Genomic DNA, 26,203 nt, shown 5'->3' on the forward strand with positions numbered 1-26,203 from the left:
TTTTTGTTGGGATATTATGAATATCAGACAAAATCCTTCGGATTTTGTAACTCAAAGCTCCGCTTCGAGAGCAATTTTTTTGGATAGAGATGGAGTTATCAATAAACGACTAATTGATGACTATGTTAAAAAAATAGAGGAATTTGAATTACTGCCAAAAGTTAGAGAGGCGTTAATTGAATTTAAAAAAATGGGTTATTTATTGATAGTTGTAACCAATCAGCAGGGAATTGCCAAAGGAATTATGACAGAAGAAGATTTAAAGGTTATTCATGACTATATGCTTAAATTATTGCCTGAGATTGACGATATTTTTTACTGCCCACATTTGGAGGGAACATGTAATTGTAGAAAGCCAAGAAATGGTATGCTTTTAAAAGCAAAGGAAAAGTGGAATATCGATTTTAAAAAAAGTTGGATGATTGGAGATAGTGAGAGAGATATAATTTGTGGAAAGAGTGTTGGTTGTAAGACAATAAGAATTCTCTATGATGATGAAGAAACAACAGAAGCAGATTTTATTGCTAAAAGTTTATATGATTGTGTTGAAATTATAAAAAAGAAGATTTCAAGACTTTAGAAATTTATAAAAGAGATTAAATTATCTGAAGAAGAATTATCTTCTGCATATCTACTTTTTGAAAACAGAGATATAGTTGTTGATGCTTCAACAAAGATATGGAAAATATTTATTGAAGGCATATGAATTAAGAACTTTTGTCTAATTTTGTCTAATGATGTATTTTATTCTCCAAAAAAGAAAACATTATAAATGCTTTAAAATTGTTTAAAGATAATTATAAGGTTAGTAAAAAAGAGATTTCGGTATCAGTTTATCTCTATTTAGTTAGGAAGAATATTTTATTTATATCAGCAAAGTATGATTTTAAAACCACAATCATTTTTAGTTTGTAAGGATATAAAGAGAGTGTTATAAAATAAATGGTGAATAAAGTTGAGTTATAAAGAGAGGGCAATAAAAGGAATTGGCTGGAATTTTTTACTTTTAATCTTAGCAGCTCCAATTGGATATTTGGTTAGAATGCTCTATGCCAACGAAATTCCAAAGTTAGAGGTTGGTCTATTCTATGCTGTTTTGGACTTTTGTTGTATGGTTGCTATTTTTAAGGATTTGGGGCTAAGTGCTGCATTAGTGAGGTTTATTCCAAAATTTTTACATGAGAATAAGAGAAATTTAGTTAAATCAGCAATAATTAGCGTAGGGATTTTACAAAGTTCTGTTTCTTTAATTATAACAATTTTAATAGTTTTATTAGCTCCGTTTATTGCCGAATTTTATATAAATAATAAAGGGCAATTTACTGGACATCTGAGCTTAGTTATTGATGTTTTGATTATTTTGAGTATTGGATATTGGTTTCAGAGTATTATGGACGTTATCTCCAATTCTATACAAGGTTTTCAAAATCAAAAGTATTATGGAACAATAAATTTTGTTAGAATTTTTTTAATTTTGATATTATCACTCATATTTATTTACGTTTTTGGAATGCATAGTGTTTTTGCTCCAACTTATGCTTATACATTAGTTCCAATTTTAATGATTTTTATATATGGCTACATATTTATTAAAAAGATTTTTCCAGAATTTTTTAAAGAGGAATTTTTATTTTCAAAGAAATTAATTAAGGAGTTATTTTCCTATGGGTTGCCTGTTATGATAGGCGGTGCTGGAAGTTTAGTTTTAGGGTATGTTGATGGAATTTGTTTAACTTATTTTACTGGCTTAAATGCTGTTGCTGATTATAGAAATGTTGCTATGCCGACTGTCTCTATATTAGGTTATTTTGCCTCTGCTGTTGGTGCTGTTCTATTTCCTATGAGTTCTGAGTTGTGGGAGAAGGGCTATAAAGAGGCGTTAGGTTATGGAGTTGAGAGAATTTGTCTATATTCTTTTGTTTTAGTTCTACCAATGGCAATATTGATGGCTTACTTTCCAGAGGTTATTATAAATTTGTTCTTTAATCCGCAATATTTATCAGCTGTTCCAGCTATAAGAATTTTAAGTTTGGGAACAATTTTTATGACACTAAATAGGATTGGATTCACAGTTTTGAATGGTATTGGAAAGCCAAATTTTTCAACTAAGATTTTATATTTTGGAGCTACTTTTAATTTAATATTTAATATTTTATTGATCCCCAAGTTAGGAATTGTTGGGGCGTCCATAACTACTGTTTTTGGATATTTTTTAATGTGGATTTTACAGACGTGGTATTTAAGTAAATTTTTAAATTATTCATTTTTAACTAAAAAGTGGATTTTGGTCGTTTTAGTTGGGATTTTTAGTTTGATTCCTTTGGTGTTAATGACGAAAATTATAAATAATGTTGTTTTACAATTGATTGTTGGTAGTGTTGTGTATTTTGGAATTTATTTAATTGGGATTTTAGGGTTAAGAATAATTGATTTGAAAGAAATCTATAATATAATATACAAAATAATAAATAAACTTAGGGGATTTAAATGAAAAAGATTTCAGTTATTGGAACGGGTTATGTGGGTTTAATACAGGCGGTTGGTTTGGCTGAGTTTGGTTTTGATGTTGTTGGAATTGATATTGATGAATCAAAAGTTAGAGCGTTAAATAGGGGAGAGTGTCCGTTATTTGAAGAGGGCTTAGAAGAGTTATTAAAAAAGCATGTAAATAAAAAATTAACTTTTACCACTTCCTATGAACCGATAAAAGATTCAGATGTTATTTTTTTGTGTGTTGGAACTCCGCAAGATAAAGATGGAAATGCCGATTTAAGGTTTTTATTTTCAGCAGTAGAAAAAATAAAAGAAACAATTGATAAAGATGACTATAAAGTTATTGTTATAAAATCAACTGTTCCAGTGGGGACAAATAGGAAAGTTAAAGAGCTTTTAAAGGAGTATAATGTTGATGTTGTCTCAAATCCTGAATTTTTGAGAGAGGGGATTGCTGTCTATGATTTCTTTAATCCAGAAAGGATTGTTTTAGGATTTGAAAATTTAGAGAATAAAAAGCCAATAAGGACTATGGAGGATGTTTATAAATACTTTAAAGAGAAAAATATTCCATTTGTTATAACCAATTGGGAAACAGCAGAGTTGATAAAATATGCTTCAAACGCTTTCTTAGCCACAAAAATATCATTTGTTAATGAGTTGGCAAAGTTAGCTGATAAGGTTAAAGCTAATATAAAAACAATAAGCTATGCTATGGGATTAGATCCAAGAATTGGGAATAAGTTCTTAAATGCTGGAATTGGTTATGGAGGGAGTTGCTTCCACCCAGATGAAGTTTTATTTATAGATAGAGGTAGAGGTTTAGAATGCATAACATTCAAAGAATTATTTGAATTAGAGGATAAAGATGATATAAAGGTTCTATCCTTTGATGGAGAAAAATTATCTTTAAAAAAGCTAAAATTAGCATCAAAAAGATATTATAACGATGATTTAATTACTTTGAGATTCAATTTAGGTAGAGAAATAAAGATAACAAAAGATCATCCAGTTGTGATTTTAGAAGATAGAAACTTAAAAGTTAAATTAGCAGAGGATGTTAAAGAAGGGGATAAGGTAATTTTACCTTATGGAAACTTTGGAGAAGAACAGGAAATAGAGATAGATATCTTAGAAGAACTCAGTAAGACAGACCTTATTGAAAAAGTTTGGATACACAATAAGGATTTGGTAATTAATGAATTTAACATTATAAAACTATACTTATCAAACAAATATCCTCATGATGTTAAAAGAAATGGAACAATAAGATCTAAGGATATACTACTAATAAAAGAAATCTTAGATAAATATGGTTCAAAAAATAGGTTATTCACTGCAAGAAGCAAATCAACAACAATTCCATATAAAATAAAAATAGATAAAGATTTTGCACGACTGATGGGTTATTATCTATCAGAAGGTTGGATATCTAAGGATTATGGAAGAAATGGAGTCGTAAGGAAGAGAATTGGATTATGTTTTGGTATTCATGAAGAGGAATATATCAACGATGTTAAAAACATATTAAACAAATTAGGTATAAAATACATAGAAAAAATAAAAGACGGTTCTCATTCAATCATCATCTCCTCAAAAATATTGGCTTATGTGTTTGAAAATATCTTAAACTGCGGAATTAACTGTTATAATAAAAATATTCCTCCACAGATATTTAATTCAAAGGAAGAAATAAAATGGGAGTTCTTAAAAGGTCTTTTTAGAGGAGATGGCGGAATTGTAAGGTTAAATAATGACAAAAATCTAAATATTGAATTTGCAACTGTCAGTAAAAAAATGGCTCATTCCTTGTTGATATTACTGCAATCGTTGGGTATTGTAGCATCCGTGAAAAAATGCTATAACAACAAATCAACAACTATGGCTTATATTATAAGAATTAATGGATTAGAACAAGTCAAGAAAATCGGAGAGTTATTTGGTAGAAAATGGGAGAATTATAAAGATATCGTAGAGAACTACAAAAGAAACATAAAACCATTAGGTTATAGTAAATCAGATAACTTCGCTATATTAGAGGTTAAAGAAATTATAAAAGAGCATTATAGCGGTTATGTGTATAGCGTAGAAACAGAAAATTCTCTACTCATAACATCTTATGGAATATTAATCCATAATTGCTTCCCAAAAGATGTCAAAGCATTGATAAAACAATTTGAAAATAACAACATAGAGCCGATATTAATAAAAGCTACCGATATAGTTAATGAAGAGCAAATAAAATGGTTCTTTGAAAAGATTAAGAATTATTATGGAAATTTAAATGGAAAAACCTTTGCTGTATTGGGCTTGGCATTTAAACCAAATACTGATGATTTGAGGGAAAGTAGAGCAATAAAATTGATTGATATGCTTTTAGAGAGTGGGGCTATTGTTAAGGGCTTTGATTATGTTGAAAAGGCAAGAGAAAACACTGCTAACATGTATAAGTTAGATAAATCAAAAGGATTTTATGGCTACAACTTGTATGTATTGGATGATTTATATGAGACAGTTAAAGATGTGGATGGAATAATAATAACTGTTGAATATAACAAGTTCAATGAAGAGGATTGGAAAAAGATTGGAAATTTAGTTAAAGAAAAAATCATATTTGATGGAAGAAATATCTTAGATGTTGAAAAAGTTAAAAAACTTGGATTTAAATATTATGGAGTTGGTTATGATATTTAACAATTTTTATTTATTTTGATTTTTAAAATTCAATAGGTATCTAACAATTTAAACAAAAAAGATATGGGGTAAAGATTATGGTATCAAAACCGCATGGAGGGAAATTAATAAAGAGATTGTTATCTGAAAGAGATAAAAAAAGAATTTTAGAAGAAAAGGAGGAATATCCAAAAGTTCGAATTAGAGAAGGGCTGGCAGTAGATTTAGAAAATATCGCTCATGGAGTTTATTCTCCTCTTGAAGGATTTTTGATCGAAGAAGAATTTCAGTCAGTTTTAAATAATATGAGATTGCTGAATGATTTACCGTGGAGTGTTCCTATTGTTTTAGATGTTAATAAAAAAGAGCTTAATTTCGGAGTGGATGATACGATTTTACTCTTTTACAAAGATATGCCAATAGCAGAAATGCATGTTGATGACATCTACAAATACGATAAAAAAGAATTTGCTCAAAAGGTTTTTAAAACAACTGATTTAAACCATCCTGGTGTTGCTAAACTTATGAATATGGGGGAATATTTAATCGGAGGAGAGATTTATCTTTTAAATGAACTACCAAATCCCTTTAAAAAATATACTTTAAGACCAACAGAAACAAGGTCTTTATTTAAAGAAAGAAAATTTGAGACCATTGTTGCATTTCAAACAAGAAATGTCCCTCATTTGGGGCATGAGTATTTACAAAAATTTGCTTTAACTTTTGTTGATGGGCTGTTTATAAATCCAGTTCTTGGAAAGAAAAAGAAAGGTGACTATAAAGATGAAGTTATTTTAAAAGCTTATGAGACATTATTTGAACATTACTACCCAAAAGATTCAGCAGTTTTAGCAACAGTTAGGTATGAAATGAGATACGCAGGGCCAAGAGAAGCTATTCATCACGCAATCATGAGGAAGAATTTTGGATGCACACACTTCATTGTTGGAAGAGACCATGCTGGAGTTGGGAATTATTATGGACCTTATGAGGCACAAGAAATATTCAAAAACTTCCCTGATTTGGGAATAACTCCAATGTTCTTTAAAGAATTTTTCTATTGCAGAAAATGTAAGGGTATTGTTAATGAAAAGATCTGTCCTCATCCATTAGAAGATAGAAAATATTTCAGTGGAACAAAAATCAGGAATATGATTGTTAAGGGTGAAGTTCCTCCTGAATATTTTATGAGAAAAGAGGTCTATGAGGTTATAAAAAGTTTTGAAAATCCTTTTGTAGGTGATTAAATGCTAATTATTCATCACTGGGACACTGATGGGATTGTCTCAGCAGTTTTAGCTATTAAAGCTTTAAATTTGGAGGATTTTATAAATATTACTCCACCAATTGGAGAGTTTAGATTTGATAATAGGATTTGGAAAGAGATTGAAAAAGCAGAAAAAATTTATGTTTTGGATTTAAATCTTCCTCAGGAAGTCGAAAATATAGAGAAAGAAACAATATTTATCGATCATCACATACAAAAAAGGATTAAAAACCCTTATGTTAAGCAGATAAATCCAGTTTTAGATGGGAGAGATTTTCCTTCAGCATCTTTTGTAGTTTCAGAATACTTTTCCTTATGGAATTATTTATCAGCACTTGGAGCAGTTGGAGATATTGGAGAAAGAGCATTTAGCATTAAAAAAGTTTTAGAGCTTTTAAATGAAAAAGATATTAGCAAAGAGGAAGCTTTAAAATTAGTTCAGTTAATTGATTCCAACTACATTGTTATGGAAAGAGAGTCAGTAGAGAAATCTGTAAATGTTATTTTAGAATTAGAACCAAAAGAACTCTTAGAATATGAAAAATGGAATAAAAACGTGGAAATGATAAATAATGCAATTGAAGATGCAATATCAAATATTAAAGTAAAAGATAACATTGCCTTTATTGAATTTGAGAGTAAATTTAACATTATCTCAAAAGTTGCAAGGAAGGTTGTCTGGGAAATGAGTTATGATGGAGCAATAGTTGTAAATAAAAACTTTAATGGAAAAGGTCAGATATACTTTAGAATTTCATCTAATTTAGTGGATAAAATAAAAATGAATGAGATCATCAACACATTAAAATCTAAGGGCTTTAATGCTGGGGGAAAGAAGGATGTTTTAGGATGCATCTGTGATAAAAAAGAGATTGATGAGGTTTTAAATGTCATTAAAAAATATAAATGCTAAAAAATAAATATTGGAAAATAGGAGATAATATGGTAGGATTTACAATATGGCTTACTGGTCCAAGTGGAGCGGGAAAGACAACACTCGCAAGGGCATTAAAAAATAGATTTAAAGAGATGGGATATAATGTTGAAATTTTAGATGGGGATGAAATTAGAAACACTTTGTATCCTAATTTAGGATTTAGTAAAGAGGCAAGAGAAATGCATAATAAGATTGTAATACATATGGCTAAATTGCTATCAAGGAATGGAGTAATTGCTATTGTTTCTTTAATTTCCCCTTACAAATCTGTTAGGGACTATGCAAGAAAAGAAATTGAAAGATTTATGGAAGTTTATGTTTATGCTCCTCTTGAAGTTAGAATTAAAAGAGATCCTAAAGGACTTTATGCCAAAGCATTAAAAGGAGAGATTAAAGGACTTACTGGATATGATGGTACATATGAAGAACCAGAAAATCCAGAAGTTAAAGTTGATAGTTCTAAGATGAATGTAGATGAGGAAGTTGAGTTGATAATAAAAAAGGCAAAAGATCTTGGATATTTGTAAAGGTGATTTTTTGCATGAGATAATTTTTGTTATTTTAGGATTTGTGGTTGGGGTTGTTGTGGGGATTACAGGTATTGGAGGAGGCGTTTTAATGGCTCCCTCTTTAATACTTTTAGGTGTTGAGCCAATAATTGCCATAGGAACTGATTTACTTTATGCTGCAATAACCAAGGGATTAGGTGCCTATTTTCATAATAAAAAAGGTAATGTAGATAAAAATATTGCTTTAAAATTATTTTTTGGTAGTTTTCCAGCTATTATTCTTGGTGCTATAATATTAAGAGTTGTCAATAGAGATGAAATAAACAGTTTATTAACTATAATGCTAAGTATTATACTGATCCTTACATCAATCATAAATTTAAAAAAGGAATTTTTTTACTCTTACAGAAAGAAATGCTCGTCAAAAATCTTACTATTTTTTGGATTTATAGTGGGGTTGGTGGTTCAATTTACATCCATCGGTAGTGGGGTCTTAATTACATTTGCATTGATGAATTTTACAGACCTATCTTCAAGGGAAATTATTGGGACAAGTTTATTTTATGGACTTTTATTGACTTTTTTTAGTAGTTTAAATTATATGAGCTTAGGAAATGTGGATTATATGCTTGCCCTATTACTAATTCTTGGAACTGTACCTGGAGTATATCTCGGATCTATAATTAATTCAAAAATAAAGCCAAAAAATTTAAGAAAGATAATTTCCATTATGATCTTAATTGTTGGGATAATCATTTTAGTTAAACAAATTGTACGCCAACTATAATTATTCAAAAAATGAAAAAACGTATTGGTGAAATCATGAGAACTATTTTAGTTACTGGTGGTGCTGGTTTTATTGGCACTAATTTGATAAAAAGATTATTAGAAGATAATAACAAAGTTATTTGTATTGATAATAATTATACTGGAAGGTTAGAAAATATAAAACAGTTTTTAGACAATCCAAATTTTAAGTTTATTAAGCATGATATAACAAAACCAATTAAAATTGAGGGGGAATTGGATGAAATTTACAACTTAGCCTGTCCTGCTTCTCCTCCACACTATCAAAAAAACCCAATTTTCACATTAAATACATCTATCTTTGGTATAATTAATATCTTAGAGTTGGCAAAAAAACATAATGCAAAAATTTTACATGCTTCAACCTCAGAGGTTTATGGAAATCCATTAGAACATCCACAAAAAGAGAGCTACTGGGGGAATGTTAATCCTATCGGTCCGAGAGCATGTTATGATGAGGGAAAGAGAGTAGCAGAGACATACTGTTATGAATACTGGAAAAACTTTGGATTGGATGTTAGGATTGTTAGGATTTTCAACACTTATGGGCCGTATATGGACCCAAATGATGGAAGGGTTGTAAGTAATTTTATAATTCAAGCGTTAAAAAATGAACCATTAACTGTCTATGGGGACGGGAAACAGACAAGAAGTTTCCAATACATTGATGATTTAATTGAAGGAATGTTGAAATATATGGAGATGGATAAAGAAGGATTAGAAAATAAATTAAAAAGCAAATTTAATTGGGATACCATTCCAGTGCTAAATATGGGCAATCCAGAAGAATTTACCATCTTAGAATTGGCTAATAAGGTTTTAGAACTAATTCCTGAAAGTAAAAGTGAAATTGTATTTAAACCACTGCCAAAAGATGACCCTGTTAGGAGAAGACCAGACATAACAATGGCTAAGGAAGTTTTAAGTTGGAAGCCAAAGATTAGGTTGGAGGAAGGGTTAAAGAAAACTATTGAGTATTTTAGGGAGATTGTTTAATTAACATTTGAAATATTTAATTATATTTATATTATAAGATTACATCATTTTTTAAATTTTTAAAAATTTCTTTATAATTTAAAGAATAATATTTAAAAGGTGAGTAAATACATGGAAAAGACCATAAATTTTATAGGCATTGGAACACCAAAAAGTGGAACTACATGGTTGGCAAAATGTCTTTCTGAACATCCAGAAATATTTATTCCTGAGAAGAAAGAGATACACTTTTTCAACAAATATGATTATTGTGAAAAATTTGAATTTGAAGAAAATTATAAAAAAGGGATAGAATGGTATTTATCTCATTTTAATTCTGAAAAGCCAATTAAGGGGGAGTTTTCACCATCTTACTTTTCTGATCCATTGGCATATAAAAGAATAAAAGAACATTTTCCAAACATTAAGTTAATTGTAATTTTTAGAAATCCCATTGAAAGGTTATATTCAAGCTACTTTTATGTATTGCCTTCATCATTTGTATTAAGAAAGTATTTTGAAGAACTAAAAAATTTAAAATACATAACCTTTGAAGATTATCTAAAAGTGGCTAAGTGGGATATAGATATTGGATTTTATTATAAACATCTTCAAAAATGGCTGTCCGTGTTTGATAGAGAGCAAATTTTTATATGTTTTCATGACGATATTGTAAATAATCCAGAGAAATTATTAAAAGATCTCTATGAATTTTTAGGTGTTAATGAAACAAGCTATATTCCAGAATCATTAAAAAGAAAGGAAAATGTAGGAGTTCTTCCAGATACTTCTTCTAAATGGTATAAATTATTCAATAAATTTGAAATAATGTTCTCAAAAAGTTTATACAAATATCCACAAGTTTATAATGTAGTTAGAAAACTGAACTTGGGAAAAATTTATCAAAATATGTATAAAAAATTAGCATATAAAAGAGACAAAAAGCCAGAAATGAGAAAAGAAACAAAAGAATACTTAATAAATTTATATAGAGATGATATACTCTCACTAAGCGAATTTACGGGAAGGGACTTAAGCCATTGGTTAAAAATTTAGGTGAAAATATGAAGATTTTGTTTTTAAATACTCTTCATTCACATTATCTTAAAAATACACTCTATATTGGATTAAAAAAAATATTGGGAGAAGACCTTGATATTTTCCCATATCCTAATATTGATAACGATTCTTTTACAGTGAAATATGATGAGAAAAGTTTTTTAGATTGGAAAGGAATTAAAGAAAAAATAGATAGCGATTATTATGATTATATAATTTTAGAATGTATAAACCAACATACTGCTAAATATGTTAAATATGTGTTAAAAAATAATCATAAGAGAAAAAATATAATTGTTGTAGATTTTGGAGATTTTCCCTATATCAAAAAAATTATACTAAATAAAAAAGTCATTGCATATTTTAAGAGAGAAAAACTTATGGATAATTTGAAAGCCCACATTTATCTCAAAAAACATTTGCCAGGGATTTTGCATTATAATTGTAATATATTATCTAAATGCTTATCAGAACCATTTATTTTAAATGAGTTATATATTTCTCCATCCAATATTTTTAAAAGCAAAAAACTACGACCTATTCCATTAGGTGTTATAAATTTAGAAGAATATTGCCCTTGGTTAAGAAATATTAAAAAGAAAGAAAAAGAATACGATGTCTCTTTTATTGCAACTCCAAACACTAAGGAAAGAAAGATTATTTTTGACGTATTAAAAGAATTAGAAAAAGAATATGATGTAAAATGCTACACAAATAAGGGAAGTTTAAAGTTTGAGGAGTATTTAAAAATAATATCTCTATCAAAAATTTCCATAAACACATACGGCTATGGTGTAGATACTTTTAGATATTATGAAGTACCCTACTTAAATACGATGTTATTAACAAAGAAGCCAATAATTGAAATTCCCAACAATTTTATTGATAGAAAATCGGCTGTTTTTTATAACAATGTTAGTGAAGTTAAGAATTTAATTCTTCACTATTTGGAAAACGACAAATGGAAAAAGATAGCAAAAGAAGGAAATACTCATGTAAATAAATATTTTGTAGATGAAAAATTAGCCAAATATCTTTTAAATATAGTTGAGGGTGAATTAAATGAATAATATCCTGTTATCTCTTGTGGTGGTAACAAACAATAGAAAGGAGGATTTAGAAAATTTATTGGACAGTATTTTAAATCAAAAAGACGTTGAGAGGAGTTTGTTTGAAATAGTTATTGTAAATAACGGAGAAGATATAGGAGATTTAATAAAAAAATACGAAAAAAAGTTAAATATAAAATATATAAAAAATAATGGAAATCTTGGGGCTTCAAAAGGTAGAAATATCGGAGTTAAAAATTCAAAGGGCAAATATATTCTATTTTTAGATGATGATAACTACTTACAAGATGAATATATTTTAAAAAATATCATAGAAAAAGACATCGAATTGTTAGAAAAAGATAATAAAATCGGTGCTATAAGGTATGCGACTGAATATCCAATATACAAAAATGGAAAAAGGATAGGTTATGAATATACAGTTTGTGAATTAGATACAAAAACTAAAAAATCATTTGATATTCCAAATAATATAAAACTATTAAAAGAAAATTCAATATATTTTTATTTAAATCATTTTGCAACATGTGGTGTTTTAGTTAGAAAAGAAGCTTTTGAAAAAATAAATGGCTTTGATGAAAATATGTTTGTATATGCAGAAGATATTGATTTGTCCATTAGGCTTTGGATCAATAATTATAAAGTACTTTTAAACCCATGGATAATAATAAGGCATAACGAAACTCCCAAAAAAAGAAATAACTTATGGAGAGAATATCAAATGACGAAAAATCAGATTTTAATGTTGTATAAAAATTTTCCTATGTTTTTATTTTTATTCTATACAATAAATTGGCTAACTATTCAAAGTATTTTATCGTATAAAAATTTAAAACAAAAAGAACCAGATATTACTTTTTTACAAATGTATAGGGAATTTTTAAAAGGGACGAAGGAAGCTTTTAAATTAATATTTATACAAAGAAAAGTAAAAAGAAAACCAATGTCATTTAAAATGTGGAAATATATAAGATTTGGAATTCCAAAGGAAAATATAAAAATATTAAAGGAAAAAGGATTATTATAAAATTGACTTATAAAAATCTACATGTTCTTTTGCTTTCTTTTCAGCATCAAAGTTTAGTGCCCATTTCCTTGCTTTTTTTCCAAATTCATTTCTCAAATCTTCATTTTCTATAAATTCTTTTATTTTACAATATATTTCATAAGAATCTCTTGGTTTTACTAAAAGTCCTGTTTCTCCATTTTTAACAACATTTGGAATCTCCCCCGTTAAGGAAGAAATTACTGGCAAGCCACACATTTGGGACTCAACATAAACAAATCCATACTGCTCAAGCCAGTGGATATTTGGGTTTGGTGTTAAAACAAAAATATCTGCCAAATTATAATAATCAGGAAGGTTAAAATAATCAAGGAATCCCAAAAATTTTATATTTTTCTTAATTCCAAAAGTTTCAGACAATTCTATTAATTTAATTTTTAAGTTTCCAGAACCTAATATTAACCAATAGATATCAATTTTATTGCTATACTCTTCAATTAATTTTTTTACAGCCCAAAACATATCAATATATCCTTTTTCATATTCAATCCTACCAATAGATAATATAAAAAATTTTTTATTATTGTTGTTTATACCTACTTTTTTAGCATATTTTTCTTTTAATTGTTCTTTTTCTTCATCAGAATATGGTTTGAATATCTCTGAATCAACTCCATAATATATAGTTTTAATTTTATTTTTATCCCAACCTTCCAAAATTAACGCATTTTCAACAGTTTTTGATTTTGATAGTATCTTATCACAATTTGCTAATGAATATCTTTTATTTTTTTTGTGGTAGATTCTCTCTATCTTAAATAAAGAAAAAGGAGTTCCAAGGTATGAGAAATATTCCCAATTATATGGCAAATTTTCCCATGTCTCTACAATTGTTTTATAACCATATTTCTTAGAACATCTAACAATATCAACTGTATATGGAGTAAATGGTTCTAAGGTATGGACGATATCAAAATCTCCTTTTTTTAATATTTCTTCAAAATTCATAACTTTATTTCCAATAGAAAAAAAGTAATTTAAAAAATCCAGTGCAAGAGGTATATTAGCAATATCTTTTATTCTTTTAGCATCATAGTGCTTTATTTTATATTTTTCTAAAAAATTTTTTCCTTCTATTGGTAAAACATAAAAATCAATTCCGAATTTATCATAATATTTAAAATTTTGATATAGCCATGGTGCATAATTGCCCACATACAGCACTTTAATTTTTTCCATAATATCCCCACTCATTTTCATTTGTTGCTATGTAAAATGTTTTTATCTTTTTCTTTAATGCTGAAGCTACATGAACCACAAATGTATCAACACTATATATGAAATCTACCAAGTTTATAAAATGAATATACTCTAACAAGTTGAAAAATCCTGCAATATTAAAAACCCTCTTATTATCTATTAAATGTCCTAAATTTTTATCAATTATTGGTTTTTCATTTTTTGCTCCACCAATAAAAATTAAAGTATCTTTTTCTGCTAATAAATTTTTTATTATGGTTTCCCATTCTTCCCAACTAATGTTTTTTTCTTCTCTTCCACTTATCGGATGAATTAACACAATTTTTGTATTATCTCTTTTGTCAGATGTATCTATATTAAAATCTAAATTAAATTCTTCTTTTAATTTTCTTTTTACATTACTAATAATTCTTTCATCTAATTTAATTTCAAGTTCTTTTTTTTCAATATTTAATCCAAGCTCTTCAAGAATATTTAAATATCTATCAACTATATGTTCAACCTTTCCAAAATCCCAAAAAATTTCTTTATCAATTAAAAATCTAAACCCTTTAATACCGTAAGCAATAGTATATTTTCCAACGAATCTTGCAATAACTAAATTTCTTGGGTCAGGATGCAAATCAAAGACCAAATCATATTTTTTATAATTGTTTATTATGAATTTTAAAACATTAAAATATCCTTTAGAATCATTTCTACTTAACCATGGTGTATTTAGAACAAGAACTTCATCAATCCATGGAATCATCTTAAACAAGTTTTTTGTCAATTCCCTACATAATACTGTTATTTTTGCATTAGGATAGTTTCTCTTTAATTCTCTAAAAAATGAAGTGGTTAATATAACATCACCAATATGTTCAAGACGGATTATCAATATATTTCTAACTTCTTTAGGAAATATTCTTTTTTTAAATATTGAGTTTAAAAAAATGTCTAAAAAATAAAATAACAATGCCAAATTTTTATTTACAACTCTATAATAATATTTATTGTTAATTATCCATCCTGCAATATATCTATGTCTAATTTTTTCTATTTTAATCACATAATCACCATTAATTAAGTATTTAGAAGATGGCTTAAATATATTTATTCTCTTTCAACCACTCCATATAATCCTCAACTGCTTCTTCAAAACCCCATTTTGGTTTATAGTCTAAATATTTCTCTGCTTTACTTAAATCTGCCTCAGTGTGTTCTTGATAAAATTCTTTATATGGATTGTCAATATACTCTGGCTCATAGTCAAATCCTAAAACCTTATTCAAAACCTCTATTATATAATTAAAGCTTACAGCCCTTCCACTACCAACATTTACGATACAGCTTTTTTTAGCATCAACCGCTAATAAATTAGCCCCAACAACATCTTTAATATATACTTGGTCTCTCTTTTGCTCACCCCATTTAAAAATCCTTGGTCTTTTTCCATCAACCATTTGCTTTGCTAACTGCCAAATCATTGAAGCCATCTTTCCCTTATACTGTTCTCTCGGTCCAAAGACATTAAAGTACCTCAATCCAACTATATGAGCATCTGGATATTTTTCTATATATTTCTTTGCTATACAGTCACAAATCCACTTTGAAAAACCATAAATATTGTTTGGTTTTCCTGCATCTTCCTCTTTTTGAGGAGCAGGAGCGTTTCCATAAGTTGCAGCTGATGAAGCATAAACAAACTTTATATTATTCTCAACTGCAAAATCTAAAAATCTCCTAAACCCTTCTGTGTTAATCTGCACCATCAACTTCTGGTCTTGAACGGTTGTGTCTGTTATCGCTGCCTGATGAAAAATAACATCCACATCCCTAAACCTACTCAAATCAACATCTAAGATACTCTCAGCTACAACATCACCCTCAAAACCAAGGAGATTCTTAAAATGTCCGGATGAAAAATCATCTAAAACTACAACATCATAACCTTTGTTTTGTAACTCTAATGCCAAATTAGAGCCGATAAAGCCAGCTCCTCCAGTAACCAAAACCTTCATAATCTCACCAAAACTATTTTGTGTTTTTATATCATTTCATTGAACAATAATTAAATATCGTCAGCATTTATGTCTTTCATATATTCCTGTCCTAGATTTAATTGAAATCTATATATTAATTTTGATGAACTTTATACACTTTCTCAATTTCTTCAACAACCCTATCCCATACAAACATTCTTTCAACTTTTTTTCTTCCACATTTTCCCATTTCTTTTGCAATATTTTTATTTTTCAGCAAAAATTTTATTTTTTCACTTAGTTCATAAATATTTCTCTCCTCCATCAAAAAACCATTACAATTATTGTCAATAACTTCAATAACACCTCCTGATTTATATGCAATTACTGGTTTGTAGCAAGCATTAGCTTCCACTAAAACCATACCAAATCCTTCTCGTGTAGATGGAAGAACCAAAACCTCAGATTTTTTTATTTCCCTAATTACATCCTTATAATCGTCTAATTTTCCAAAAAATTTGACATTATTTTCTAATTTTAATTCTTTAACTAAAGTTTCCAATTCACCCCTAACGATACCATCACCTATTATCTTTAATTTTACCTCTGGAATATCTTTAACTATTAAAGATACAGCCTTGATTAAATCATCAACATGTTTATGTGGAATTAATCTTCCAACAAAAATTATTGAATTTGTATCAACGTCCTCAACTTTTATAGAATCTATTAAGTTTAAATCAACACCATTATAAACTACATAGATCTTATTATTTGGAATACCATACTGTTCATTTAGAATATTCTTTATAATATTACTAACAGTAATTATCTTTTTAAATGGTAGTTTATATAAAAATTTTTCAATGAAATATGCAATATTCCCATAATACAACCACTGACTTTTATCTTTTTTCTGACTTACATCATGTATTGTCCCAATAACATTTTTCTGAATTCTAAAAATATAACATAAAGATGCAGGAACTAATGGAATAAATGCTTGAGCATCAACAACATCATATCTATTTTTCATTAACCATTTAAACACTGCTATAATAAATTTCAAAAAATCTAATGGAGACCTATAAGGAGGATTTTTTATTGTTGGGCCTATATGGTAAACATTTATTCCATCAATATTTTCATAATCTGGAACATTCTTAATTTTCATGCACAAAACATCTACATCATGACCTTTTTTAACCATTCTTTTTGCTATTTCATAAAGTCTCCTTTCACCCCCACCCTGATAATGAGGAACGAAAAAATCAATGATATAGCAAATTCTCATTTTCCCACCAAATTTATAATGGCACTATAAACATCCTCTACTTCAATCAAATCCATACACTTCCCATTTAATTTACATTCTTTAAACTCTCCTTTATGAACATTTATACATGGAGAGCAATCTAAACTATCTGCTTTATAAATAGCAATATTTCCCCTACCAAAAGGAGCAAATCTCTCTGGTAAATTCGGACCAAACAAGCCAATCGTCTTAGTTTCCATAGCAGCACTTAGATGCATAGGTCCTGTGTCATTAGAAATAAAAACTTCAAATTTCGTCAATAAATAAGCAAACTCTCTTAAATTTGTCTTACCTGCAAAGTTAAATACTTTATCATTAAATCTATCATCAACTAAATTTAAAACTTTCTCATTTACTTTATAATCTCCCTTACTTCCAGTTAAAATAACATAAAAGCCATCTTCAACTAATTTCTCAATCAATTTAGCAAACTTTTCTTTTTTCCAACTTCTCCATGGGGCTGTTTCAGCAGTTCCACAATGAATGCCAATTAATTTTTTATCTTCTAAGCTATATTCTTTTAACAATTTATCAACATTCTCTCTGTCTTTTTCAGTATATTTTAAAGGAATCAACTTTTCTGGTTTATAATCAATTCCAAACGGCCTTAACATATTACAAAAATTATAGACAGCATGAGTTTTATCGATATATTCAATTTTGAGATCATACAATTTGTCTCTAAAAAGTCCTTTAAATCCTACAACCTTTTTTCCTAAAAACCATCCTAATATGGCAGATATATTAAGATACGGCTCCGTATCAATAACAACATCGTATTTTTTAAATTTTTTAATTATTTTAAAAAAATCTCCCAAATCAATAATTTCATCAACAAAATCAACATTTTCAAAAACTCCTTTACTTCTCTTTGTTACTAAAACAGAAATATCATACCCGTTTTCTTTTAGTTTCTTTATCATTGGAAGAGTTAATAAACTCTCCCCCAAAGTCCATAATCTAATAATTAGTATTTTTGAAGTATTGAGGTTAATTTCACTTCTGGGTTTTTTGGAAGTAGTGGGAGTTAATATTAAAATTATAAAATTACCTAAATACTTGTCTAATTTCCTTAGTATTGAGATTGCCATTTTTTCACCGACTATATCAATATCTTATAAATTATAAATTTAGATGTTATATTCTTCTTGATTTATAAAAGCCGATGATACACATACTCATTAAGATCAAAATGCATAGTTCTAATTTAGTGCTTATTGGTGTTTTGGTTGGTTCATTTATGTAAACATTATTCAAGACGTAGTAATTATGGTTGTTTAGATTTAGAGCATATATTTCCAATATATTTTTTCCATTTTTTAGAGTGTGGGCTATATCTATTGAGATTGTAGGATAGGGTTTGTTATTTATATTTACTTTGTTATTTTTATCTATTTTGTATATTATTTTTCCATTTAGGAGGATGTAAATTACCCCACTTTTGTTCATGATTCCGTAGTGTGTGAATGTAAGCTTGTATGTGAAGTTTTCTACTTTTTTTAATGTAAATTCGTTTGTATAGGTTGGATTCTTTTTAGTTAGAGTTATTTTTCCAATATTATAACAGTGTCCGATATTTATAAAGAGAAATAGCAGGAGGATTAATACATAAGTGTGTTTTTTCATAATGATCCCTTTTCAATTATTTTCCAAAATTTGTCTCTTTCCCAATTTCCAAAATATGTGGTTTTTCCTTTTAATTCTAAATAATTCAGGGATAACCCATGTTTTAGATAGAGAAGTTTTGGAACTCTTGCATAAACTGAGATGTTTTTGTCAATGTCGATAAATATAAAAAATGGCTTTAAGAAATCAATTTTTTTATTAGAGTAGGCGATATTGACTAATGTTGGGTAATATTTAAGTTCAATTCCTTCTCCAAATAAACCCAGGATTTTATCCCACACAGTTTGTTTTATATAAATATATTGGCATTTAAAGTTTTTTCCATTAAAGTTTATGTTAAAGTTTCTTATTTCATAATCGTCCAATTTTTTATTAAAGAGATTTATTCTCTTTGCCAGTATCTTTCTGTATTTTATAACATCCTTTTCTTCTGGAATTTTTCTGTTTATGATTAATTCCATTACTTTTCTTTTATTCCCTATTTTGTAAATCCCATTTAAGGTAGAAACATATTCTTTTAGACAAACGTCTTTAAAATAATGCTCTTTACCAAAAATTAGCTTTGGAACGTGGATAAAATATTCCCTTGGGATTATAGTTTTACTTATGTTTAAAAATTCATTTCTAAGTTTGATTTTTTCTTCATAGGTGAGAGAGTTTAAGGTTTTTGATGGGGGTATTCCAATATCCTTTAGGAATAAGATACTATCTTCTTCTTTCCTAAATACGGGAATTTCATTAAAAAAAGTTAAAGATTTGAAAATGGGGCGGTTTTTTCCATAAAAAAGTAAATCATCTTTTTCTGTTATGTTGTATTTTTTTATGTCCTCCTCTTTAAGATGTTCAAAGTGCCCTAAATAAACGGATTTTAATATTCTGGCAAAATCATCATTAAATCTGTGGATAATTTCATTGCATAGTGTTTCAAATGTCATAGTATGCTCTCTAATTTTAATGTTTATAGCAACACTTTAACAACATTTAATATAAACATTATAATATATTTACAATTTATATTTGATATATTTATACTCTTTTTATATTTTATTTTTTATTTTTTGGTTAACTTAATTTATTAATAGTTAATATTAAAGTTAATATTAATGGTTAATAAGTGTAGTTAAATAGTTAAGGATAATTTAAAAGGTATTTTCACTTTAATCCTAAGCATCTATCTAATTTATCATAGAAACTTTTTCCTTTTACAAAATAGGCATAATCGTCAGATTTCTCGAATATTAAGCAGTCATCTTTTCCGATTTCATATTCTACACTTCCATCTATAACTAATAAGGCGGGTTTTTCTAATTTTAACCTTAATTTTATTTTATTGGATGCAGAAACAACCAAAGGTCTTGAAGATAGTTTAAACGGGCAAATTGGAGATATTATAAAGCAATCAACGCTTGGTTCTACTATTGGCCCTCCTGCACTTAGAGAATAGGCAGTGGATCCTGTTGGGGTAGAGATGATTATTCCATCCGCTCTTACGTTTTCAACAAGTGTATCATTGATGTATACATCAAATTCTAATATTTTAGCTGGATTTTTGGTAATGACTACCATTTCATTTAAAGCAGATGGGGTTTTTATTGTTTCATGGGTTTTATTTGGATTGTATTGACTATTCTTTATTATTTTACATGATAATTTACTTCTTTTTTCAATTTCGTAATTTCCAGATATAACTTGATCTATTACTTTAAAAATCTCATCCTCGTAAAATTCTGCTAAAAATCCGACTTTTCCCATATTTACGGCAATTATTGGTATTGTTTCTCCATCAACGAGTTTGGAAGCTTTTAATATAGTTCCATCTCCTCCGATGGCTATTATGTGAGATATTTCCGAAATGTTTAGTGGATTTCCTCCAACTTTTGCTCTTAGGAAGGGTTCAACATAGTAGGGAATCCCTCTTTTATCCAAGTATTTGCATACTTCAATTGATAAATTGACGGCTTCTTTTTTATCCTCCCTAACGATAATTCCAAATTTTGTGGGCTTTATTGCCCATCTATTTCCAAATAAGGCGATTAATTTTCTGTTTAAATGTTTATTACTGACAATTAGTGATGTTTTTTCCATTAGGTTTAATTTCATATTTAGTGGTTTTCCGTTTTTATTTGTTATCACTGCATTTCCTTCTTTACAAATAACGTATGCTCCTGCAATATCACAGAGCCGAGAGTTTTCATTTATATTTATATAAGCATCTAAGGATCCGCTAACAACATAACACATTTCCAAAGCCATAGATCCAAATAATCTAACTCTTCTTACTTTTCTTTCTTTTAAAAACTCCAATAAATCATTTGATAATCCATAAACAAACAATCCAACAGAGGCCTCTTTTAAGTCATTCTTATTTTCAACTTTAATTTTTATTTTTTCCCCGTCTTTTTCTAAAAAGCTTCCTTCTCCTTTAACGCCGTAGTATAAATCTCCCGTAGCTAAATTTTTCACGACACCAATGTTTAGATCATTTATTGTATAATTACTGGCGATAAAATTTTTTATCCATTCTATATTTTCTAAATGCTCTCTTATTACTTTTTTATCCTTCCCTTTTATCTCTGCAAGTGCTATGGAGGTTGAATATATGGGAATAGATTTTAAAGCGTTGTATGTCCCGTCTATTGGGTCTAATATTACAATATAATCTAAGTTCCTACCAAAAGTCCTTATTCCGATCTCTTCACTTATTAAGATCCCACCACTAAACTTCTCTAATATGTTGATGGCAATGTTTTCAGCAATTAAGTCGATTCTTTTTGTTGGGGTTCCATCTGCACCGATTTTAATTATTTCATCTGCCTTTTCCCACCCAATCAGTGGTTTTATTTTTCTGTCGATTTCATTAACGACTTTTGTAGCAATTTTGAGACCTTCCATATCAACCACACAAAAAGATTTAAATAAACATTAATTGTAAATAAGATTTTTAATTAAAAGTATAAATTAAAAGTTATAAAAAGGTTGCAATAAACTCATTAAAAAGTTATTAAAAATTCAATAAAAGATCTTTAAGGTGAGGTTAATGGCAATTAGGGTTAGTGATATTTTAGATAAGCCGATATATACAACAACCGCAGTTTACGTTGGAAAGGTGTATGATGTGATGCTGGATTTGAATAAAGGCGTTATTGCGGGTTTGATCGTTTCAGATGTTCAAAATGGATGTTTAAAGGACTATGTTGCAGATCCATCAAAAAAGGTAGTTTTGCCATTCAACTTAATAACTGCTATTGGAAACATAATATTGGTAAAACCACCGGCTGAAACAGGATACGGCTTTCTAAAAAAATAAACGATAAATTAACATGAAATTTTTATATAATGATAATTAAACTGCAAAATAGTTATAGATAAAATAAACAACAAAGGAAGATTGCAAATGAGTGCAGTAAAAATAAATATTTGATAAAATCCAATAAACAAAAAATTTAGTATAGGCATGAATGTTGTTATTGTAGGTAATATGTCATTCAACATTTAAATTGGATAATTAAATTAGATAATATTATTTTATTCTTATTTTTACATAAATTGTAATACAAAGTTTTAATTTCATAATTTTAAAGGATGGGTTTTTATTAAGTTTTTAGTAGTTAAGGAGTAGATAATTAGATACTTAATGATTTACGTTTTATTAATAAATTTGGCAAAGTAATAAATTTAATTTATTTTTAGTTATTTTTAAGAGGTGGGTAAAAAATGCTTAAAATTGGAATAGTTGGCTGTGGTGCAATTGGCACTTTTATTTCAAAAAAAGTGGCGGATGGAACTATAAAAAATACGAAAATAGTTGCTCTTTATGATAGAAACATAGAAAAAGCAATATCTCTTTCAAACATCGTTAAAGCAAAAATATGTAGGGATGTTGATGAATTGGTTAGGGGGGATTTAGATCTTGTGATTGAATCCGCTTCCGTTCATGCTGTTGAAGAGGTTGCTGAAAAATCTTTAAAAAATGGAAAAGATGTGTTAATAATGAGTGTAGGTGCCTTAGCAGATAAAGAGTTATTTTTAAAACTTAAAAAATTGGCTAAAAGTGAAAATAGAAAAATTTATCTTCCATCAGGCGCTATTGGAGGATTAGATGCAATAAAAGCGCTAAAATTAGGAGAAATTAAAGAGGTAGTGTTAAAAACTACTAAACCTGTATGTGCATTAAAAGATGCGTTAAAAAATCTCGGATATGAGCCAGAAAAAATAAAAGAAGAAGTTATGGTTTATGAAGGGGATGTTTTTGAGGCAATAAAAAATTTTCCAGCAAACATAAACGTTGCCGTAGTTCTTTCGATAGCAACTGAATATTCTGCAAAGGTGGTTATTGTAGCAGATCCAAAAATAAAATTAAACAGACATGAGATATTTGTAAAAAGCTCTATTGGAACATTAAAAGTTTGTGTAGAGAATGTTCCATTTGAAGAAAACCCAAAAACCTCTGCACTTGCCGCCTACTCTGCTGTTAGGTTGATCATGGATCTGGCAGAGCCCATAAAAGTCGGAACGTAATAAAAATGGGTGGTTAAGTGTGATTCTGTTCTTTGAATATGCATTGGCTGTGGGATTTAAAGACAGATGTATTTTAAAAGAAGGAAAAATGATGTTTAACACCCTAATCTCACAATTTTTAAACGTCGATGATGTTCTCTGCCTAATTAACAAAGAATTTTCACAACTTTTTACTGAAACCGATATTATGCATAAAAATAATGATAAAACTAAAAAAAATAAAAACAATCTAAATATCTTAGAAATCAATAACAATTTAGAGAAACAATTAGAAAATGCCTTGAATAATGAGAATATTGATTATGCATTAATAATCGCTCCAGAAGAAGAGGGAATTTTGAAAAATTTGACTAAAATTTTAGAAAGATATAACAATGTTAAAAACCTTGGATCGTCATCAAAGGCCATTGAAATTGCAGGAAATAAGTATTTAACTTATAAAAAAATAAAAAATTATGTAAAAACTCCAAAGACCTTTCCCCCAAGGAGATATGTTATAAAAAAAATAGACGGATGTGGAGGGAAATATGAACTTGTTAATGAAGGATCTATAATTCAAGAATATATAGAAGGAGAAACATTATCCGTCTCTTTAATAGTTGGAAAGAATATATATCCAATCTCTTTAAATAGGCAATATATTAATGAAAAGGGATTTGTTGGGGCAGATGTTAATATAGAACATGAGTTAAAAGAAGAGATCTTTTCAGAATCAATTAAAGCAGTTAACTGCATAGATGGACTTAATGGATATGTCGGAGTTGATATTATAGTAAATGAAGATGAAGTTTATGTTGTGGAGATAAATCCAAGAATAACCACGAGTATATGTGGAATAGATACAGATCCAAGTTTAGCAGAGTTATTAATAAAAAATGCAAATGGAGAGGAATTAAATTTTAAAGTCCGAGGTAGATGTTTTAAAGTGGAAAAATAAAAAAGGTGATCTTTATGTCAAACCCTAAAGATATAGTTCTAAAAGAGAGTGAGGATATAGGGGGTTTAGAGATCGAGGGGCCGTGGTTAGAGGATGATATAACCTTAGATAAAATTATAAAAAACTACTATCTAAAAATTGGGTTTCAAGCATCACATATTGGAAAAGCAATTGAAATATGGAAAAAAATTGAAGAAAAGAGGAAAAAAGGAGAAGAAATAACAGTATTTTTTGGATACACATCAAATATTGTATCCTCTGGTCTTAGAGAGATTATTGCCTATCTTGCAAAATATAAAAAGATAGATGTTATAGTTACAACAGCAGGAGGCGTTGAAGAGGACTTTATAAAATGTTTAAAACCGTTTATATTGGGGGATTGGAAAGCAAACGGAAAGTTATTAAGGGAAAAGGGAATAAATAGAATAGGGAATATTTTTGTTCCAAACGATAGATATATAGCGTTTGAAGAGTATATGATGGAATTCTTCGAAAGTTTATTAAAATCCCAACGTGAAAGTGGAGAAATTATAACTACAAGTGAATTTTGCTATAAATTAGGAGAATTTTTAGATAAAAAATTAAACACCAAAGAAAAAGAGAAATCAATCCTATACTGGGCATATAAAAACAATATTCCAATATTCTGTCCAGCAATAACTGACGGTTCAATTGGGGATATGCTCTACTTTTTTAAAAAGTATAATAAAGATAAGGAGTTGAAAATCGATATTGCCAACGATATAGTAAAGTTAAACGATCTTGCTATAAACTCCAAAGAGACAGCGTGTATAGTTTTAGGTGGTTCTCTTCCAAAGCATAGTATTATAAATGCAAACCTATTTAGAGAAGGGACGGATTATGCAATATATATAACCACAGCTCTTCCTTGGGATGGTTCTTTAAGCGGAGCTCCTCCAGAAGAGGGAGTATCTTGGGGAAAAATTGGAGCTGAGGCGGATTATGTAGAAATTTGGGCAGATGCAACGATCGTATTTCCATTATTAGTTTACTGTGTAATGAAGTGATATTATGCTGTATGTTGTAGGTATAGGAAGCGGTAATGAAAAGCATTTCACAAAAGAGGCAGAGGAGCTTTTAAATAGAGTGGATTTAATTGTGTGCTATAAAAATTATAAGAAATTCGTTGAAAGATTTAACAAGCCAATATACACAACTGGAATGACGAAAGAGATTGATAGGGTTGATTATGCTTTAAAAGAGGCAAAAGATAAAGATGTTGCATTAGTTTCAAGTGGAGATGCGACAATTTACGGTTTAGCTTCATTAGCTTATGAAATAAATGCTGTTAAAAATTATGGGATAGAGATAAAAGTTATTCCTGGAATAACTGCATGTTCCTTGGCTTCTGCAATTTTAGGAAGTCCATTAAATCACGACTTTGTGGTTATTAGTTTTAGCGATCTATTAACTCCGTTGGAGATCATATTAAAAAGATTTAGATATGCGTTAGAAGGGGACTTTGTTATATGCATATACAACCCTTTAAGCAAAAGGAGAAAAGAGCCCTTCTTAAAAGCCATGGAGATTTTGTCTGAATTTGCAAAAGATAATAACTATGTAGTCGGAATAGTTAAAAACGCCGGTAGAGACAACGAAAAATACTTAATAACAACTTTTAAAGAACTTTATAAAGACATAGAAAGATATTTGGAGTTTATAGATATGAATACAATATTAATCATTGGAAATTCTTCAACAAAAATTGTCAATGGCAAGATGATAACGCCAAGGGGCTATTTAAACAAATATAAAATTTAGGTGAA

The 26,203-nt window shown here is 28.5% G+C and carries 25 protein-coding genes; 17 read left to right on the top strand and 8 right to left on the bottom strand.

Going from position 1 to position 26,203, the window contains the following annotated elements; translation table 11 throughout:
• Window positions 1-16: 16 nt before the first annotated feature.
• The 12 genes from METVU_RS00280 (at window position 17) to METVU_RS00330 (ending at window position 12,817) form a co-directional block, all read left to right on the top strand.
• Window positions 17-580, top strand: a complete 564-nt coding sequence (locus METVU_RS00280; protein WP_012819474.1) for a D-glycero-alpha-D-manno-heptose-1,7-bisphosphate 7-phosphatase — start codon at window positions 17-19, stop codon at window positions 578-580.
• Window positions 581-783: 203 nt separating this feature from the next.
• Window positions 784-915 carry a hypothetical protein gene (locus METVU_RS09210; protein WP_394296111.1) on the top strand — a complete coding sequence of 44 codons (132 nt, stop codon included), beginning with the start codon at window positions 784-786 and terminating at the stop codon, window positions 913-915.
• Between the two features lie 40 nt (window positions 916-955).
• Window positions 956-2,491 carry a flippase gene (locus METVU_RS00285; RefSeq protein ID WP_012819475.1) on the top strand — a complete coding sequence of 512 codons (1,536 nt, stop codon included), beginning with the start codon at window positions 956-958 and terminating at the stop codon, window positions 2,489-2,491.
• On the top strand, window positions 2,488-5,187 hold the full coding sequence (locus METVU_RS00290; RefSeq protein WP_012819476.1) for a nucleotide sugar dehydrogenase: 2,700 nt from the start codon (window positions 2,488-2,490) through the stop codon (window positions 5,185-5,187). Before METVU_RS00285 ends, METVU_RS00290 begins: the two co-directional genes overlap by 4 nt.
• A 77-nt stretch (window positions 5,188-5,264) precedes the next feature.
• Window positions 5,265-6,413, top strand: coding sequence for a sulfate adenylyltransferase (gene sat, locus METVU_RS00295; RefSeq protein ID WP_012819477.1), 1,149 nt, complete (start codon window positions 5,265-5,267; stop codon window positions 6,411-6,413).
• Window positions 6,414-7,346, top strand: a complete 933-nt coding sequence (locus METVU_RS00300; protein ID WP_012819478.1) for a DHH family phosphoesterase — start codon at window positions 6,414-6,416, stop codon at window positions 7,344-7,346.
• Window positions 7,347-7,375: 29 nt separating this feature from the next.
• The gene (gene cysC, locus METVU_RS00305; protein WP_012819479.1) at window positions 7,376-7,897 is read left to right on the top strand and encodes an adenylyl-sulfate kinase; all 522 of its coding nucleotides are present in this window, start codon (window positions 7,376-7,378) and stop codon (window positions 7,895-7,897) included.
• 10 nt (window positions 7,898-7,907) lie between these two features.
• Complete coding sequence (locus METVU_RS00310) at window positions 7,908-8,666, top strand: sulfite exporter TauE/SafE family protein (protein WP_048196638.1); 759 nt, start codon at window positions 7,908-7,910, stop codon at window positions 8,664-8,666.
• Between the two features lie 35 nt (window positions 8,667-8,701).
• Complete coding sequence (locus METVU_RS00315) at window positions 8,702-9,682, top strand: UDP-glucuronic acid decarboxylase family protein (protein WP_048196640.1); 981 nt, start codon at window positions 8,702-8,704, stop codon at window positions 9,680-9,682.
• A gap of 111 nt (window positions 9,683-9,793) precedes the next feature.
• Window positions 9,794-10,717 carry a sulfotransferase family protein gene (locus METVU_RS00320; protein ID WP_012819482.1) on the top strand — a complete coding sequence of 308 codons (924 nt, stop codon included), beginning with the start codon at window positions 9,794-9,796 and terminating at the stop codon, window positions 10,715-10,717.
• An 8-nt stretch (window positions 10,718-10,725) separates the two neighbouring features.
• A complete protein-coding gene (locus tag METVU_RS00325) occupies window positions 10,726-11,790 on the top strand; it encodes a glycosyltransferase family protein (RefSeq protein WP_012819483.1) in 1,065 nt (354 codons plus the stop codon).
• Window positions 11,783-12,817 carry a glycosyltransferase family 2 protein gene (locus tag METVU_RS00330; protein WP_012819484.1) on the top strand — a complete coding sequence of 345 codons (1,035 nt, stop codon included), beginning with the start codon at window positions 11,783-11,785 and terminating at the stop codon, window positions 12,815-12,817. The genes METVU_RS00325 and METVU_RS00330 overlap by 8 nt, the downstream gene beginning before the upstream one ends.
• On the opposite strand, the gene METVU_RS00335 is transcribed toward METVU_RS00330, so the two are convergent.
• The 8 genes from METVU_RS00335 to METVU_RS00370 all read right to left on the bottom strand — a co-directional run bounded on the left by METVU_RS00335 (window position 12,812) and on the right by METVU_RS00370 (window position 21,853).
• Entirely contained in the window at window positions 12,812-14,035 is a 1,224-nt protein-coding gene (locus METVU_RS00335; protein ID WP_012819485.1) for a glycosyltransferase family 4 protein, read from the bottom strand. The genes METVU_RS00330 and METVU_RS00335 overlap by 6 nt on opposite strands.
• Window positions 14,022-15,107: a glycosyltransferase family 9 protein gene (locus tag METVU_RS00340; RefSeq protein WP_012819486.1), complete on the bottom strand. Its 1,086-nt coding sequence runs from the start codon at window positions 15,105-15,107 to the stop codon at window positions 14,022-14,024. The genes METVU_RS00335 and METVU_RS00340 overlap by 14 nt, the downstream gene beginning before the upstream one ends.
• A 34-nt stretch (window positions 15,108-15,141) precedes the next feature.
• Window positions 15,142-16,059 carry an ADP-glyceromanno-heptose 6-epimerase gene (gene rfaD, locus METVU_RS00345; protein ID WP_012819487.1) on the bottom strand — a complete coding sequence of 306 codons (918 nt, stop codon included), beginning with the start codon at window positions 16,057-16,059 and terminating at the stop codon, window positions 15,142-15,144.
• A 115-nt stretch (window positions 16,060-16,174) separates the two neighbouring features.
• On the bottom strand, window positions 16,175-17,314 hold the full coding sequence (locus METVU_RS00350) for a glycosyltransferase family 4 protein (RefSeq protein ID WP_012819488.1): 1,140 nt from the start codon (window positions 17,312-17,314) through the stop codon (window positions 16,175-16,177).
• Entirely contained in the window at window positions 17,311-18,426 is a 1,116-nt protein-coding gene (locus METVU_RS00355; RefSeq protein WP_012819489.1) for a glycosyltransferase family 9 protein, read from the bottom strand. Before METVU_RS00355 ends, METVU_RS00350 begins: the two co-directional genes overlap by 4 nt.
• Before the next feature lie 46 nt (window positions 18,427-18,472).
• A complete protein-coding gene (locus METVU_RS00360) occupies window positions 18,473-18,961 on the bottom strand; it encodes a hypothetical protein (protein WP_012819490.1) in 489 nt (162 codons plus the stop codon).
• Window positions 18,958-19,896, bottom strand: a complete 939-nt coding sequence (locus tag METVU_RS00365; protein WP_012819491.1) for a hypothetical protein — start codon at window positions 19,894-19,896, stop codon at window positions 18,958-18,960. The genes METVU_RS00360 and METVU_RS00365 overlap by 4 nt, the downstream gene beginning before the upstream one ends.
• 217 nt (window positions 19,897-20,113) lie before the next feature.
• Complete coding sequence (locus METVU_RS00370) at window positions 20,114-21,853, bottom strand: bifunctional NADP phosphatase/NAD kinase (RefSeq protein ID WP_012819492.1); 1,740 nt, start codon at window positions 21,851-21,853, stop codon at window positions 20,114-20,116.
• 145 nt (window positions 21,854-21,998) lie between these two features.
• On the opposite strand from METVU_RS00370, the gene METVU_RS00375 reads away from it, so the two are divergent.
• The 5 genes from METVU_RS00375 to cobJ all read left to right on the top strand — a co-directional run bounded on the left by METVU_RS00375 (window position 21,999) and on the right by cobJ (window position 26,198).
• Window positions 21,999-22,268 (top strand): PRC-barrel domain-containing protein, encoded by a 270-nt coding sequence (locus METVU_RS00375; protein WP_012819493.1) that lies wholly within the window; start codon window positions 21,999-22,001, stop codon window positions 22,266-22,268.
• A gap of 407 nt (window positions 22,269-22,675) precedes the next feature.
• Entirely contained in the window at window positions 22,676-23,479 is an 804-nt protein-coding gene (locus tag METVU_RS00380; RefSeq protein WP_012819494.1) for an aspartate dehydrogenase, read from the top strand.
• Window positions 23,480-23,498: 19 nt separating this feature from the next.
• On the top strand, window positions 23,499-24,416 hold the full coding sequence (gene mfnD, locus METVU_RS00385; protein WP_012819495.1) for a tyramine--L-glutamate ligase: 918 nt from the start codon (window positions 23,499-23,501) through the stop codon (window positions 24,414-24,416).
• Between the two features lie 14 nt (window positions 24,417-24,430).
• Window positions 24,431-25,444 carry a deoxyhypusine synthase gene (locus METVU_RS00390; RefSeq protein ID WP_012819496.1) on the top strand — a complete coding sequence of 338 codons (1,014 nt, stop codon included), beginning with the start codon at window positions 24,431-24,433 and terminating at the stop codon, window positions 25,442-25,444.
• Window positions 25,445-25,448: 4 nt separating this feature from the next.
• Window positions 25,449-26,198, top strand: coding sequence for a precorrin-3B C(17)-methyltransferase (cobJ, locus tag METVU_RS00395; protein ID WP_012819497.1), 750 nt, complete (start codon window positions 25,449-25,451; stop codon window positions 26,196-26,198).
• The last annotated feature ends 5 nt before the right edge of the window (window positions 26,199-26,203 follow it).

The sequence above is a fragment of the Methanocaldococcus vulcanius M7 genome, from assembly GCF_000024625.1.
In the GTDB taxonomy this organism is placed as follows: Archaea; AGJL01; Methanococci; order Methanococcales; family Methanocaldococcaceae; genus Methanocaldococcus; species Methanocaldococcus vulcanius.

Bases quoted from the DNA above. Each gene is read 5' to 3' on its own strand.
- rfaD (WP_012819487.1), bottom strand. From the start codon at position 16,059: ATGAAGGTTTTGGTTACTGGAGGAGCTGGCTTTATCGGCTCTAATTTG.
- METVU_RS00375 (WP_012819493.1), top strand. From the start codon at position 21,999: ATGGCAATTAGGGTTAGTGATATTTTAGATAAGCCGATATATACAACA.
- METVU_RS00330 (WP_012819484.1), top strand. From the start codon at position 11,783: ATGAATAATATCCTGTTATCTCTTGTGGTGGTAACAAACAATAGAAAG.
- sat (WP_012819477.1), top strand. From the start codon at position 5,265: ATGGTATCAAAACCGCATGGAGGGAAATTAATAAAGAGATTGTTATCT.
- METVU_RS00365 (WP_012819491.1), bottom strand. From the start codon at position 19,896: ATGACATTTGAAACACTATGCAATGAAATTATCCACAGATTTAATGAT.
- cobJ (WP_012819497.1), top strand. From the start codon at position 25,449: ATGCTGTATGTTGTAGGTATAGGAAGCGGTAATGAAAAGCATTTCACA.
- METVU_RS00380 (WP_012819494.1), top strand. From the start codon at position 22,676: ATGCTTAAAATTGGAATAGTTGGCTGTGGTGCAATTGGCACTTTTATT.
- METVU_RS00335 (WP_012819485.1), bottom strand. From the start codon at position 14,035: ATGGAAAAAATTAAAGTGCTGTATGTGGGCAATTATGCACCATGGCTA.
- METVU_RS00360 (WP_012819490.1), bottom strand. From the start codon at position 18,961: ATGAAAAAACACACTTATGTATTAATCCTCCTGCTATTTCTCTTTATA.
- METVU_RS00290 (WP_012819476.1), top strand. From the start codon at position 2,488: ATGAAAAAGATTTCAGTTATTGGAACGGGTTATGTGGGTTTAATACAG.
- METVU_RS00370 (WP_012819492.1), bottom strand. From the start codon at position 21,853: ATGGAAGGTCTCAAAATTGCTACAAAAGTCGTTAATGAAATCGACAGA.
- METVU_RS00390 (WP_012819496.1), top strand. From the start codon at position 24,431: ATGTCAAACCCTAAAGATATAGTTCTAAAAGAGAGTGAGGATATAGGG.
- METVU_RS00300 (WP_012819478.1), top strand. From the start codon at position 6,414: ATGCTAATTATTCATCACTGGGACACTGATGGGATTGTCTCAGCAGTT.
- METVU_RS00350 (WP_012819488.1), bottom strand. From the start codon at position 17,314: ATGAGAATTTGCTATATCATTGATTTTTTCGTTCCTCATTATCAGGGT.
- METVU_RS00280 (WP_012819474.1), top strand. From the start codon at position 17: ATGAATATCAGACAAAATCCTTCGGATTTTGTAACTCAAAGCTCCGCT.
- METVU_RS00355 (WP_012819489.1), bottom strand. From the start codon at position 18,426: ATGGCAATCTCAATACTAAGGAAATTAGACAAGTATTTAGGTAATTTT.
- METVU_RS00320 (WP_012819482.1), top strand. From the start codon at position 9,794: ATGGAAAAGACCATAAATTTTATAGGCATTGGAACACCAAAAAGTGGA.
- METVU_RS00315 (WP_048196640.1), top strand. From the start codon at position 8,702: ATGAGAACTATTTTAGTTACTGGTGGTGCTGGTTTTATTGGCACTAAT.
- METVU_RS00325 (WP_012819483.1), top strand. From the start codon at position 10,726: ATGAAGATTTTGTTTTTAAATACTCTTCATTCACATTATCTTAAAAAT.
- cysC (WP_012819479.1), top strand. From the start codon at position 7,376: ATGGTAGGATTTACAATATGGCTTACTGGTCCAAGTGGAGCGGGAAAG.